Origin of the sequence: Castellaniella sp., from assembly GCF_004321985.1 — a bacterium.
Taxonomy (GTDB): domain Bacteria; phylum Pseudomonadota; class Gammaproteobacteria; order Burkholderiales; family Burkholderiaceae_B; genus Castellaniella.
The window spans coordinates 140,110-152,527 of record NZ_SCQN01000046.1; the positions used below are offsets into that span (position 1 = coordinate 140,110).

Consider the following 12,418-nt stretch of genomic DNA (forward strand, 5'->3'; position numbering starts at 1 on the left):
GGGGATGATGTTGTACTGTTCAGGGCAGCGAATGTGCGGATCAGCCGTCACATTCGGGCGGGTCCTGACAAGTGGTGCTGATGCTTTGCGGTTTGAGCTCTTCAGAGAGCAGCAGCTGTGCGCCTTGCGTGACGATCTGGTCGCCCGCATGGAAGCCCGATCTCACCATGAGACCGTGGTCGCCCGCATTGCCTGGTGGCACATAGTGTCGTGTGAAGTGGTTCTGATCGGTGCGCACGTATGCCCATGTTTGGCCGCCATACCACACCACTGCTTGCTCCGGGATCAGCAGTTCCAGGATGGGTTTGCTCGACGTTGGCACTCGTGCGCTTGTGTGGAGATTGGCTGGCAGTGCGGCATCGGCGATGTAAAACCAGGGATTGCCGGGTGCGGTGGGGTCGGCGAGGGGCGAGGCGGAGAGTCTTTTGGCGGTGATCGTGCGACCGTCGACCGTGTCGATTGCGACGTCCTCGGGCGGCGTCGAGCCAAAGCCCGTGGGCAGCGTGACGCGCACCACGACAGACTGGCCGGCCCGGAGCCGCTGGAAGAGCGCCGAGGTCGGTGCCGCTGCGGCGTCCGCCAGCGCCGTGCCGAACTGCTGCCGGATTGCGCCATCCATATCGTCCAGCGCGACTCTGGCGGACTGTAGCTTTGCGTTGTCGCTTTGCATGGCCGACCGCGCAGCCTGCAGGCTTTTCAGCGAAATGTTGCGGTCGTCGGCGAAGAGCGTGCGGCTGCCCTGGTAGTGCGCACGTGAATTGGCCGCTTGTGCGGTGAAGCTGTCAACATCCGCGCGGGCGCTGGCGAGCCGATTGCGCAAGTCGAAGAGCGGCCGCAAGTCGATGATGGTGGCATTGGCGCTGATGCTGGGCTGGTTCGTGACAGCTGCGATCGGGGTGACTTCGATGTGGCTGGCGCGCTGTGCCTCCGGGCTGATGACCACGATCGTTTTGCCATTGATCTGCTGTACGGTGGGTGGTTGATCCGACGGCGTCCCCGCAGCTGTTGGCGCTACGGGGCTGTCAAGTGTTTGGTTGATGATGTACCTGCTTGCACCCGCCCCCAGGGCCAGCGAGAGGACGCAAAGGAAGATGAGTCGCAGTTTCATGGTGTTGTCCCTTCGCGAGAAGTGAGGCTCGCAGCGCCCTGGCCCAGAGGTTGCTGCATCGCGTCCTCGAGTGCCCCAGCGGCGTGTTGAACGGCAACCAGGGCGTCGAGATGGGTGATCTCGCTGGTTTGGTAATCGACTTTCGCCTGGGTGAAGGTCAACCGGTCCGTATTGCCATGGGAGAACGCGGTCGCTTGGCTGTCGAGCTGGCGACGTGCGCTGGCCTGGTGCGTGTCGGCCAGCCGCAGCGCTTTGATGCTTGATTGGTAGCGCGTCAGGGCGTGTGCCAGATCACCGATGATTCTGTCCTGCAGCGCACCGGTGCGGACTGCCGCCTCACTGCGTTTGGCCTCGGCTTGCCTGATGTTTTGCTGGTTCTGGTCAAAGATCGGCAGCGTGATGCCAGCCAGTCCGAAGGCGATCTTTTCGGTGCCGGTGTCGTATGTGTAGCCGGGGCCAAGGTGGATGTCGGGGTACTGTTTCGCAATCTGGAGCTGAAGCGCCGATTCGGCTGCCGCATAGTCAGCAAGGGATGCTCGCAAATCGGCACGGTGGAAGATTGCGGCACGCTGTGCGTCCTTGGCCGGTAGTGGGGGTGGAACCGTTCCGAACGCGCTCAGGTCCAGCGTGATGCCCTCAATGGCGGTGACCGGTACGCCGATGGCGGCGGCCAGTTGTGCCTGCGCGTCATTTTCCCCGCTCTGGGCCGTTGCCAGGTCGCTTTGAGCCTGCGTGTCCGCGAGCACGGCAGCGTCCACGTCGGGCTGAGAATACTGCCCGACGGCGAGGCGGCGGCGGCTCATTCCCGTGATTTCCCGCTTGGCTTGCGCTTTTGCGGACAGGAGGGTGGTGCGCGTGCGTGCCGCGTACAGGGCGAGCATGGCATTGCGGACTCGCGAACTGACCGTCCATGCTGCGGCGATGGTGTTCAGTCTGGCTGCTTCCGACAGGTGCGTTGCCTGGTCGGTGCGATAGCGGCGTTTGTGCGCGGTCTCGATGGTGATGTCGAGTGACGGGCCCCAGGTAAAGGGGCTCCCTGGCCCTGGATTGGGCGTGCTGTGTTGGAACGGCAGCTGCAGGATCGGGTTGGGCGACGTATCGGCGACGCCGATCCCGGTTCTTGCGGTATTCCATTGCGCTCGAGCCAGGTCGAGCGTGGGGTTGTAGTAGAACGCAGCCAGGGTGAGCAGCCTGCGGTTCCAGGTAGTGGGTGGCCATGGGGTGACATCGTGGCCGCTTTCGCGCGCGATGAATGTGTGCAGCTTTTCGCCTGCCAGTGAACGCTGCTCAAATTGCCGGGCCAGCCGATCGGGGGTGATCGGCTCGGGATGATAAGTCGTGCAGCCGGCCAATCCCGTCAGGGTAATGAAGACAATCAATAGGGCACGGCGCATTCCGGCATCTCATCGAACTTTTGCCGCCCGCCCGGGTAGCTTCTGGCCAGATGCTACGCCACCGATTGTGAAGTTTCCGTCAAGATCCTGGTGGCGCTCGAGTCAAGTCCCGATTGTCACGGGCAGACGAAGGGAGACGCAGGTTCCCTTATCTGGTTCGCTACCGATCTTGATCGGCCATCCGTAGCGATCGCAGAGTCTCTTGACGATTGACAGGCCGATCCCGACGCCAAGTGGTGGGTCACCTGGTGGCTCTGCCTGGTAGAACCGGTCGAAGACGTAAGGGATCGCATCGGTTGGGATACCCGGTCCCGTGTCCTCGATGGACAGCCAGCCGTTCACGTAGCGGAAGTGGATGTGCCCATGCTCAGTGTGGCGCACAGCGTTGTCCATGAGATTGGATAACACGATCGCGAGCGCAGGGCGGTTTGCCGTGATCAGGAGTTTGCGGTCCACATCGACGACTGTCTCAAGTCCCTTCTGTGCGAGCCGGTCGGCGAAAGGTGCCAGCGCGGTTTCGATCATTTCCGCCATTGCCACCGGCTCGACTTCGCGCGCCGAGTCTTCCCTGGCGAGCATGAGCAAAGCGTTGGTGAGCTCGCGCATATTGTCTGCTGCGCGCTCGATCTGCTGCAGACGTGCGCGCGATTTTCCGCGGATCTCCGCATCCTGCGCGAGCAGTTCGCAGCTTGTCTTGATGGTCGTCAGCGGCGTGCGCAACTCGTGGCTGACATCGCCTGTAAACGCCTTCTCCCGTGCAATCATGTCCGCCATGCGTTGGTGGTAGTCGTTGAACGCCTCCACGAGTCCGGCCAGTTCAGTCTCGTCGTATCGGCCTGGCTGGATTGGTGCCGATTCTCCGAGGCGCAGCATCTTTACCTGCCGTGCGAGGTCCGTGACCTGTCGCACCAGCAGTCTCGACAGGCCAAAGGCCAGCCAGATCGTGAGGAGCGCAAAGAGGCCGGTACTGGCCATCAGGGTGTTGATGACTTTCCTGAAGTGCCTTTCGTAGATGCTGAAGTTGTACACACGGTACAGGCGTGCCGTGCCGAACGGCGCGATCGCAATGTGGATCTCCCGTTTGTCGATGATGAGTTCGTGGGTGCCGAAGGCCATGTCCTTGATTGCCGGGGGTAGCGTGATGGATTCGTGGTCTGCCACTGATACATAGCCGTTCGCCCGCAGATCGAATGGCGGCAGCAACGTACGGTCGGCTTCAAAGCTCTTGAGTACGCTGGCCATGTCGTCGCGAATAAGGGCCGCGATCAGTTTTTCTTCCTGTGCCTCCGCCAGTGTCTTCACGCCCAGCGCCTGGGCAACCAGCAGGAGGATGGTCAGCACCGAAAAGAACAGAGCGACCGTGAAGCGCAGGCTATTTCGCATCATCGCTGTTTTCCACGAGCCGATAGCCGACACCATGCAGGGTTCCGATGATGTCGGGCTCGCCAGGGTTGTGGAGTGCTCGGCGCAGGGTGTAGACGTGTGTGCGCAGCGTATCGCTATCGGGTAGTTCCTCGCCCCATATTTCAGACTCGAGTTCGGCGCGGCTGAAGGTGCGGTAGGGCGGCCGCATCAGGATGCGTAGCAGGTGAAAGCATTTGGGAGAGAGCTTGATCGGGCGTCCGGCGCGTTCGACGGTCATGGTCGACAAGTCAAGGCGCACATCCGCGAACCGGAAGTCCATGGAGGCAACGCCGCCCCGGTAGCGTTTGATCATGGCGCCGAGACGGGCACCCACCTCTTTCAGGGAAAACGGTTTGACCAGATAATCATCGGCGCCGTGCACGAAGCCCTGGAGCTTGTCGTCCAGCGAATCCCTCGCGGTCAACATCAGTACGGGCGTGTCCTTGTGCTCGGTCTCTCTCAGTGTGCGGCAGAGCGTGAGTCCGTCCATACCGGGTAGCGAAAGGTCGAGCAGGATGGCGTCCCAGGGTTCGGCGAGCGCCATCTGAAGCCCTGCTTTGCCATTGGGCGCCACGCCCACCTCGTAGCCGCCTGCCTCCAGATAATCATAGAGGTTTGTGGCAATTGAAGAATCGTCCTCGACAATCAGTACTTTCATGAGTGGTGGGCTCGGCCTGGAAGAAGCCGGGCTGAATTGAGAATGAAGATCATCTCTGACGTGACGTGGATGAAGGCCGCCAGCAGCGGACTCAGGAGCCCGAAAGCGGCAAGAACGATACCTAACAGGTCAATCCCGATGGTCCCTGAAAAGTTGGTCCAGATGATGCGGCGCGTGCGCCGTGCGAGGTCAAGAGTGCCGGCAAACTTCAGCAGATCATTACCGAGTAGCACCACATCGGCACTTTCACGCGCCACATCGGTTCCTGAACCCATTGCGATACCCACGTGCGCTTGCATGAGGGCAGGCGCATCGTTGATGCCGTCGCCGACCATGGCAACCGTGTGGCCGGCGTCGACCAGGCTGCGCACGATTTCGCGCTTTTCTTCCGGCAACAGGTCCGCCTTGACGTTCTTGATGCCCAGGTGTGAAGCGACGCTTTCCGCAACGCTCCTGGAGTCCCCTGTCAGTAGGACCGTCTGCATGCCCATGGCATGCAGCACCGATACGGCGGCCTGTGCCTCTGGCCGTACATGGTCGGCAATGGTGATGACGCCGAGCAGATGTCCCGATCGTGCTACATACACCAGCGAGGCTGCGGCCTGGCTCATCAGAAACGGCCCGGGGACCGGGATGCCCCTTTCACGCATGAGGTTCAGATTCCCTGCGAGGATCTGTTCCCCCGAGAGGGTCGCGTCGATCCCGCGCCCGGGCGTGTAGCTGAATCGTTCGGGTTCGGCAATCGTGCGGCCACGTTCCCTGGCGTAGGAAACAATGGTCTTGCCCAAGGGGTGTTCTGATCGTAGCTCGGCGGTGGCGACTGCATCGAGGAGGACTTCGGCGGTCACCGCTTTGACGGGCAGCAGTTCCTGAACCTCCGGCATGCCGTGCGTCAGTGTGCCCGTCTTGTCCATAACGATGGTATCCACCTGTCCGAGCTGTTCTAGATACCGGCCTCCTTTGATGATCGCCCCTGCACGCGCAGCGCGGCCGATGGCGCCAAGGATCGCGAGCGGCGTACCGGCGGCAATGCCGCAGGCCCCCGCGACGATGATGACTGCGATAGTTGAGCGGACGTCTTGCGTCATGAGGTAAGTGAGTGCGGCAGCGGCCAGCGCAAAATACACCAGATAGCCTGCGAGCCGGTCCGCGAGACGTTGCACCGGCGCGCGCGACTGCTCTGCCTGCTCCACTGCTTCGATGATCTTGCCGTAGCTTGTGTCACGACCGATGCACTGCGCGCGGACTTCCAGTGCTCCCGATTGGTTGATGGAACCAGCGAAGACACCGCTGCCTGGAGTCTTCTCGACCGGCATGGATTCGCCCGTGATGCGTGACTGGTCTGCAAACGAATGGCCCGCAACCACGGTGCCGTCGACGGGGATGCGGCCGCCCGGGCTGATGAGGATGGTGTCTCCGATGGCGAGGTCATCGGCCTCGACTTCGGCGATGCCGTGCTCGCCGCGTACCGAGACGAAGCGCGGCAGAAAGTTGAGCAGCTCACGGATCGCCCGGCGGCCCCGCGAGACGGTCATCTCTTCCAGCACTTCGGCGATCAGCACGAACAACGTGATGATGAGGGCGGTAAAGAATTCTGAAATGGCCGCTGCCGCGACGATGGCGATGGACATGGAGAGCTCCATCGTCATGCGCCGCGAGCGTAGGCCCTCGAGAGCTTCCTGGAATACCGGCCAGCCGCCGATCAGCAGTCCCGCAGTGCCGACCAGGCTGACGCTTGATAGCGGTTCCCAGGTGTGCAACCAGACAGCCAGCGCTGCCAGAGCGACTATCACGATACGTGCCATCTCCAGCCAGTCGAGGGTGAAACCATGGTCCTGATGGCTTTCACCGCGTTGTCTGGTCGCACTCGATTCTGGTGACGTTTGTCGTTCGGCTTCGGATGACAGAAAAGAAGCTTCATGTGGTTGGTTCATGATGGACTGCCTTACTTCAGATAGGTCCGGATGACGGCGATGAGTTCGTTCGCGCCCCGATCCCGGTCTGCCTGGCTGGCCGCCTCGGAACCCGCGATGTGCCCCCGGATGTGGCTTTCGATGACTTCTCCCATCAGTCCCTGGACGGCTCCGCGCACGGCAGCGATCTGGTGCAGGATATCAGCGCATTCCTTTTCCGCGTCCAGAGACCGTTCGATGGCTTCCACTTGGCCTCGAATGCGGCGCACGCGCCCCAGGAGTCTGGTTTTGTTTTTAATCGTGTGGCTCATCGCAATATTTTATATATAGGATACCTGGGTATAGTATAGGTATGATGAAGCTTCCTGTCTCGTGGCCGTCCGCCGTGTATGCAGCGCTCGGTGCCGCGGCGCTCTTTGGTTTGAGCACGCCAGTCGCCAAGGCACTCTTGCGCGATGGCTCCCCTGTTCTGCTGGCAGGTTTGCTTTACCTTGGCAGCGGCATCGGCCTGGGTCTGGTGAGGCTCGTGCGAGATCGCGGGTGGCGGGTACCGGCGATGTCGAGGGCCGAGTGGCTTTGGCTGCTGCTTGCCATCGGATGTGGAGGCGTGCTGGGGCCGTTGGCCCTGATGCTGGGACTGGCTCGTACCTCAGCCTCGACAGCCTCTCTGTTGTTGAATCTGGAAGCCGTGCTTACGGCGGTCCTCGCCTGGTTCGTGTTCCATGAGAATGCGAATCGGCGTGTCATCGTCGGCATGGTACTCATCGTCCTGGGCGCGGTTGCTCTCGCATTACCGGGATCGTCTGGCAAGGCTTCCGTTGACGGGGGCGGTGCCTTGGTCGTCGTAGCCTGCCTGTGCTGGGCGCTGGACAATAATTTCACGCGAAAGGTATCGGCCACCGACGCGCTTTTCGTGGCCGGGCTCAAGGGTCTGATGGCAGGGGCCGTGAATGTCGGAATCGCGGGGTGGCTCGGTGCCGGCTGGCCACAGGCGTCATTCATCGGGCTTGCAATGATTGTCGGTTTTCTGGGCTATGGTGTGAGTCTGGCGCTGTTTGTTGTCGCCTTGCGTGGCCTGGGCACCGCCCGAACCGGCGCGTACTTCTCCACTGCGCCATTCATTGGCGCTGCGGTTGCGGTTCTCGGATTTGGCGAGCCCACAGCCTGGCCGTTCTGGGCGGCCGCCTTGTTCATGGCGACTGGCGTGTGGCTCCATCTGACCGAGCATCATCAGCACCTGCATACGCACGAGCCCATGACGCATATGCATCGTCATGTACATGACGCACACCATCAGCATGCCCACGATTTCCTGTGGGATGGGCGTGAACCCCACACGCACGAGCACACCCACACGCCGCTCACGCATACCCATCCACACTATCCGGACATCCATCACCGGCACCGGCATAGGTGAGCGCATTTTCCCGGACGGGTGAACGGGCCGGGGCTACGCGTTCTCGGCATTACCATTTCAGGCCCGCCGCCGCCCCGCCCAACGTTGCCAGGCCCAGGACTGCAAAGACGATGGCAGCGATCGTATGTACCAGTTTCATCGGGATTCTGGAACCCAGTCGATCACCTATGAATACGGCCGGAACATCCGCCAGCAGCATGCCGACGGTCGTACCGATCACGACCAGCAGGGGTGTTCCGTAATGTGCGGCCAGGGCGACGGTGGCGATCTGTGTTTTATCGCCCATTTCGGCCAGAAAGAAGGTCGTCAGGGTTGCGCCGAAGACACCCAAATGTTTGGTGGCTGCCGCTTCGCTGTCTTCTATTTTATCGGGGATCAGGGTCCAGATAGCCATCCCGATGAATGAGAATCCCAGGACCCAGCTGAGGACCACTGGATTCACAAGGGTGGTGATCCATGCCCCCAATGCGCCCGCGAGGCCGTGGTTGACGAGGGTTGCGGCAAGGATGCCCAGGATGATGGGCAACGGCTTTTTGAAGCGTGCCGCCAGGATGAAGGCAAGGAGCTGGGTCTTGTCGCCGATTTCGGCGAGGGCGACGACACCGGTCGAAACGAGGAGGGCTTCCATTAGAGTTCCCGGGCCGGATGACAGACAAATGACCACGGTGCATCTCCGGCCAGGAAGGATGCACAGTAGTCAAAGGTCTTGCCAAGTCTGAGAACCGCTTGCACCATGGCGCGAGCCAAGTGTGTTGATGCAAGCCACTTCAGAAAGAAGTGCGGCTACTCCCCCATGACGGTAAGGCGGGATTGTACAGGTTTCGGATTCGCCTGACGAAATCGTTATTGTTTGTTCCACAAACGGGTGCGACGGATGTTGGAGTAATACCTTGAAATCTTGGGGTGGTGCCGGCAAGGCTTTTGCGGCTCATCTGGGCCACAATAGGCCGACTAGGTTTCCAGAGGACCGATCCTTGAAAAAGATCATACCTATCGTTGCCCTGATGTCTGGTGTGCTGCTGGCTGGACCGATGGCACGTGCGGGAGGCGTGGACCTGAGCATTGGTATCGGGGTTCCCGGTGTCGTGTTCGGTGGGCCGCCCGTGTACTACGCGCCGCCTCCGCCGCCGCCTCGTGTGGTCGTGGTTCCCGGTCCGGTTTATGTACCGGGTGTGCCGTACTACTACGGCGATGACGCATACGAGCATGCGACAAAGCGCTGGAGGAAGCAGCAGGAACGTGCGTGGAAGGCATACCGTCACGCCAACTACGGCGACGACGACGAGGATTGATCGCAGAAGCGGTTGACCGCCGGGCCGTCAAGCCGTCCGGTGGTGCTTCCCGGTCAATGGGGGCTATCTGTCTGACAAATCAGGGGACGAGTCAGGCGGATGGCCTTCTTCTTTGGCCGCGTCTGGCGCGCTATGATGGCCAAGTGCCAGATCTCTCGGGCGAGCTCGAAGGAGGCCATCATGTCAGCCAAGGAATTTCCGTTGCCCAGTGGGCTGCCAATCCCCGAAGACGATGGGGCTGCCGACCATCTGCAGGGCCAGGCGCTGCCGCCCCTCGTGTTGCCGAGCACGGCCGGCCGCGACGTGGATCTGTCGCACATCGGCACCTGTGTTCTTTATGCTTACCCCATGACGGGGCAGCCAGGGGTGGCCTTGCCGGACGGCTGGGATTCGATTCCGGGCGCGCGGGGCTGCACGCCGCAATCCTGTGGCTTTCGTGATCATTATGAGCAGTTGCAGGTGCTCGGCTACGGCGTGTTTGGGTTGAGCACGCAGAGTTCCGACTATCAGCGAGAAGCCCGGGACCGGCTGCATCTGCCGTTTCAGTTGCTCAGTGACTCCAGCCTGGCGTTGAAGCATGCGCTGAACCTGCCGACGTTCCGGGTCGCCGGGATGGAACTGTTCAAGCGGCTGACACTGATCGTCATCGGCGGCTGCATCAGCAAGGTCTTCTATCCGGTGTTCCCGCCGGACCAGAACGCTGACGAAGTCCTGTTCTGGATCGGTGCGAACGCCTGACCGCCTATCTTATTGCAGGGCGGCGTGAAAACGGGCGACGTACTGTTCGAAGCTCTCGGTATCGGAAGCCTCCAGGCGAGCCTGTTCGGCAATGGAATCGCGGGCGGCCCGATCGAAGGCTGCCAGCGCGGCGGCCGACAATTGACGGGCCTTGAGATTTGCCCAGTGGGCCTGGCTTTGCGTCAGTGTCCAGTCGTGGAATTCCCGCTTTTCCGTGTGCAGCGCAGCCAGCAGCCTGGCCGACGGTGTCGTGTCTGGATCCGCGATCTTGGCCTTCTGGGCTTCAAGCGCGGCCCGGTGCTGTGTGTCCCCGCTACCCTCATCCAGCAGCCTGGCATAAGGTTCGATAGCTGAAAGCGCCTGCTCGGCCCAGTCTTTCATGGCCAGTGTCTGGCCATCCCGGGTCAGCGTGAGCCCGGGACGGCGCCCCTCGCGGGCTACGCGGGCAAAGTTCTCCTGGCTTTCGCCACAGTTGCCCGGGGGCGGGAACAGCGGGCTGTCTTCCACGGCGCAGCACAGCAGGAACGCGTCCAGAAAGCGCGCGGTTTCCACGCGGATGCCGGCTGGCGCCCAGGGGTCGATGTCCATGCACCGCACTTCGATGTACTGGATGCCGCGTTCGCGCAGGATGGTGTTGGGACGCTCGCATCGGCCGGCCGTCTGCTTGGGGCGGATGCTGGAGTAATACTCGTTTTCGATCTGCAGGATGTTGGTGTTCAGCTGAATGCGCTGGCCGTCGCGGTGCGTGCCGATCGCTTCGTAGGCTGGCCAGGGGGTGGTGCAGGCGGTGTAGATGCGAGCTGTAAACGTGTCCAGGTCGTTGTAGCAGAGCTGAAGGTCAGACTGAGTGGGGCTCTTGTAGCCCAGATCGCTCATGCGCAGGCTGGTGGCCCAGGGCAGGCAATAGGTGTCAGGACTCAGCCGCGTGAGTTGCGTTTCGAAGCCGGCCCGTTGCAGGAAGCTGCGCGACACTGCGGGCGATGCCCCGAACAGATACATCAGCAGCCACGAATGCCGCATGAAGTTTCGGATCAGCCCCATGTACCCGTTGTTGCGGCGCACCTGCGCAGTATCGCCTGCGGCCAGCAGGTCCCAGGCGACCTCGGGCAAGGAGTAGTTGTAATGCACGCCGGCGATGCATTGCATGATTTTGCCGTAGCGCCAGGCCAGGCCCAACCGGTAGACGTGCTTGAGCATGCCCGTGTTGGAGGTGCCGTACCATGCCACCGGGATGTCGGCCTCAGGTGGCAGGTGCGCCGGCATGGACTGGTTCCAGATCGCCTCATCGGGGTTCCGGTGCGCCACATAGGTGTGGATGTCGGTCAAGTCGTCGATGAGCGCGTTGGCGCTGGGGATGGGGCTGGTGATAAGCTCCAGCAGCGACTCGGAATAGTCCGTGGTGATGTGGGGGTTCGTGAGCGCTGCACCCAGTGCTGCCGGGTGCGGGGTGCCAGCCAGGTTGCCGGCCGAATCGACGCGCAGGCCTTCCTTTTCGATACCACGCCGGATCGTGCGCAACAGGTCGGGACGCGCAGCCAGTTCGGCGCGCCGGTCGGAGGCCAGGCTCTTCATGAATGGGTACCAAGTTGGTCTGAATAACGCATTTTAGACTAGAGCGTTGCCGGTCCACGCTCGGTGTGGCGGCGCGCCCGCAGGTGCGGAGGATGATGAATGATCCGAGGGGCCGCAGGACGGGGCCGCCGGTTGGGTGTCTTGACGAGGGTGTTGTCCATGACTCGGATTTTGGCCGTGCTGATGTGTGCGCTGTTGCTGGCGGCATGCTCGCCGAAGTTCGACTGGCGGCCAGTCCCGTTTGGCCGGCAGGGAGCGGTGGGGGTATTGCCGGACAAGCCGCAGGCCCAGACCCGGACGGTCCGGTTCGGCTCTCTCGACCTGCCGCTTACCATGCATTCAGCGCGTGCCGGCTCTGTCCTGTTTGCGCTTGGCGAGGCTCCGCTGCCGGCGGGTTTGGCCAGCGACCCTGCGGCGCAGGAGCGGCTGGCGCAATGGGCTACGACGGCCATCTACCATAATGCGGGTGTCGAGCCGCCGCCGACATTGCCGCCTCCGGGTACCCGGTTCATGGTGGATGGGCACGGCCCGAAGGGCAAGCTGCGTTTCCAGGCCCAGGTCAGGGTGACGGCCAGCGAATGGTTGGAGGCGATCGTAATTGGCGATCCGGCGAACTTTGCTCGGGCGCCGGTGGACGACTTCTGGTTGTCGCTGCGTTGGTCGACGACTCCGCAAACAACAGGTCACCCCGTATCGCCGCCGTGATGGCCGCCTGGCGCGTTCGCACGGCAAGCTTGTCGCAGGTGTTTGTGATGTGAAAGTTGACGGTGCGCTCGCTGATACCCAGTATCTGGCCGATTTCCCAGCTCGTTTTGCCATGGGCGGCCCAATGCAGGCAGTCGTGCTCCCGTTTGGTCAGTGATGTCATCCTTTGCTCCGGGTGGCTCAGGTGGCCAAATATAGTTGGCAAATGTATCACAAG

General features: G+C 61.9%; 12 protein-coding genes, 1 pseudogene and 1 riboswitch. Of the genes and pseudogenes, 4 read left to right on the forward strand and 9 right to left on the reverse strand.

Annotated elements, in window-relative coordinates; all coding sequences use genetic code 11:
• Positions 1–40 precede the first annotated feature (40 nt).
• The 6 genes from EPN31_RS11635 to EPN31_RS11660 form a co-directional block, all read right to left on the reverse strand.
• On the reverse strand, positions 41–1,108 hold the full coding sequence (locus EPN31_RS11635; protein WP_291773309.1) for a metal transporter: 1,068 nt from the start codon (positions 1,106–1,108) through the stop codon (positions 41–43).
• Positions 1,105–2,502 (reverse strand): TolC family protein, encoded by a 1,398-nt coding sequence (locus tag EPN31_RS11640; RefSeq protein WP_291773311.1) that lies wholly within the window; start codon positions 2,500–2,502, stop codon positions 1,105–1,107. Before EPN31_RS11640 ends, EPN31_RS11635 begins: the two co-directional genes overlap by 4 nt.
• Before the next feature lie 102 nt (positions 2,503–2,604).
• Positions 2,605–3,885: a HAMP domain-containing sensor histidine kinase gene (locus EPN31_RS11645; RefSeq protein WP_291773860.1), complete on the reverse strand. Its 1,281-nt coding sequence runs from the start codon at positions 3,883–3,885 to the stop codon at positions 2,605–2,607.
• Positions 3,875–4,564: a response regulator transcription factor gene (locus EPN31_RS11650; RefSeq protein ID WP_291773313.1), complete on the reverse strand. Its 690-nt coding sequence runs from the start codon at positions 4,562–4,564 to the stop codon at positions 3,875–3,877. The genes EPN31_RS11645 and EPN31_RS11650 overlap by 11 nt, the downstream gene beginning before the upstream one ends.
• Positions 4,561–6,498: a cation-translocating P-type ATPase gene (locus EPN31_RS11655; RefSeq protein WP_291773315.1), complete on the reverse strand. Its 1,938-nt coding sequence runs from the start codon at positions 6,496–6,498 to the stop codon at positions 4,561–4,563. Before EPN31_RS11655 ends, EPN31_RS11650 begins: the two co-directional genes overlap by 4 nt.
• An 11-nt stretch (positions 6,499–6,509) precedes the next feature.
• A complete protein-coding gene (locus EPN31_RS11660; RefSeq protein ID WP_291773317.1) occupies positions 6,510–6,788 on the reverse strand; it encodes a metal/formaldehyde-sensitive transcriptional repressor in 279 nt (92 codons plus the stop codon).
• 41 nt (positions 6,789–6,829) lie between these two features.
• Between EPN31_RS11660 and EPN31_RS11665 the strand changes: the two genes are divergently transcribed.
• Positions 6,830–7,894: a DMT family transporter gene (locus tag EPN31_RS11665; RefSeq protein ID WP_291773319.1), complete on the forward strand. Its 1,065-nt coding sequence runs from the start codon at positions 6,830–6,832 to the stop codon at positions 7,892–7,894.
• 49 nt (positions 7,895–7,943) lie between these two features.
• Here the strand turns inward: EPN31_RS11665 and EPN31_RS11670 are convergent, their stop codons facing one another.
• Positions 7,944–8,522 carry a TMEM165/GDT1 family protein gene (locus EPN31_RS11670; protein WP_291773321.1) on the reverse strand — a complete coding sequence of 193 codons (579 nt, stop codon included), beginning with the start codon at positions 8,520–8,522 and terminating at the stop codon, positions 7,944–7,946.
• A 3-nt stretch (positions 8,523–8,525) separates the two neighbouring features.
• A riboswitch (yybP-ykoY riboswitch) is annotated at positions 8,526–8,698 on the reverse strand.
• Between the two features lie 170 nt (positions 8,699–8,868).
• On the opposite strand from EPN31_RS11670, the gene EPN31_RS11675 reads away from it, so the two are divergent.
• Complete coding sequence (locus EPN31_RS11675) at positions 8,869–9,186, forward strand: hypothetical protein (protein WP_291773323.1); 318 nt, start codon at positions 8,869–8,871, stop codon at positions 9,184–9,186.
• A 180-nt stretch (positions 9,187–9,366) separates the two neighbouring features.
• Positions 9,367–9,924 carry a peroxiredoxin gene (locus EPN31_RS11680; protein WP_291773325.1) on the forward strand — a complete coding sequence of 186 codons (558 nt, stop codon included), beginning with the start codon at positions 9,367–9,369 and terminating at the stop codon, positions 9,922–9,924.
• A 9-nt stretch (positions 9,925–9,933) separates the two neighbouring features.
• On the opposite strand, the gene gshA is transcribed toward EPN31_RS11680, so the two are convergent.
• Positions 9,934–11,496, reverse strand: coding sequence for a glutamate--cysteine ligase (gene gshA / locus EPN31_RS11685; RefSeq protein ID WP_291773327.1), 1,563 nt, complete (start codon positions 11,494–11,496; stop codon positions 9,934–9,936).
• A 159-nt stretch (positions 11,497–11,655) separates the two neighbouring features.
• On the opposite strand from gshA, the gene EPN31_RS11690 reads away from it, so the two are divergent.
• On the forward strand, positions 11,656–12,201 hold the full coding sequence (locus EPN31_RS11690; RefSeq protein WP_291773879.1) for a hypothetical protein: 546 nt from the start codon (positions 11,656–11,658) through the stop codon (positions 12,199–12,201).
• Between the two features lie 52 nt (positions 12,202–12,253).
• On the opposite strand, the pseudogene EPN31_RS11695 reads toward EPN31_RS11690, so the two are convergent.
• Positions 12,254–12,364: pseudogene (locus EPN31_RS11695) on the reverse strand (helix-turn-helix transcriptional regulator); the annotation flags it as partial.
• Positions 12,365–12,418 lie beyond the last annotated feature (54 nt).

Excerpts from the sequence above, each read along its gene's own strand:
- EPN31_RS11635 (WP_291773309.1), bottom strand. The coding sequence starts at position 1,108 with ATGAAACTGCGACTCATCTTCCTTTGCGTCCTCTCGCTGGCCCTGGGG.
- EPN31_RS11640 (WP_291773311.1), bottom strand. The coding sequence starts at position 2,502 with ATGCGCCGTGCCCTATTGATTGTCTTCATTACCCTGACGGGATTGGCC.
- EPN31_RS11645 (WP_291773860.1), bottom strand. The coding sequence starts at position 3,885 with ATGCGAAATAGCCTGCGCTTCACGGTCGCTCTGTTCTTTTCGGTGCTG.
- EPN31_RS11650 (WP_291773313.1), bottom strand. The coding sequence starts at position 4,564 with ATGAAAGTACTGATTGTCGAGGACGATTCTTCAATTGCCACAAACCTC.
- EPN31_RS11655 (WP_291773315.1), bottom strand. The coding sequence starts at position 6,498 with ATGAACCAACCACATGAAGCTTCTTTTCTGTCATCCGAAGCCGAACGA.
- EPN31_RS11660 (WP_291773317.1), bottom strand. The coding sequence starts at position 6,788 with ATGAGCCACACGATTAAAAACAAAACCAGACTCCTGGGGCGCGTGCGC.
- EPN31_RS11665 (WP_291773319.1), top strand. The coding sequence starts at position 6,830 with ATGATGAAGCTTCCTGTCTCGTGGCCGTCCGCCGTGTATGCAGCGCTC.
- EPN31_RS11670 (WP_291773321.1), bottom strand. The coding sequence starts at position 8,522 with ATGGAAGCCCTCCTCGTTTCGACCGGTGTCGTCGCCCTCGCCGAAATC.
- EPN31_RS11680 (WP_291773325.1), top strand. The coding sequence starts at position 9,367 with ATGTCAGCCAAGGAATTTCCGTTGCCCAGTGGGCTGCCAATCCCCGAA.
- gshA (WP_291773327.1), bottom strand. The coding sequence starts at position 11,496 with ATGAAGAGCCTGGCCTCCGACCGGCGCGCCGAACTGGCTGCGCGTCCC.
- EPN31_RS11690 (WP_291773879.1), top strand. The coding sequence starts at position 11,656 with ATGACTCGGATTTTGGCCGTGCTGATGTGTGCGCTGTTGCTGGCGGCA.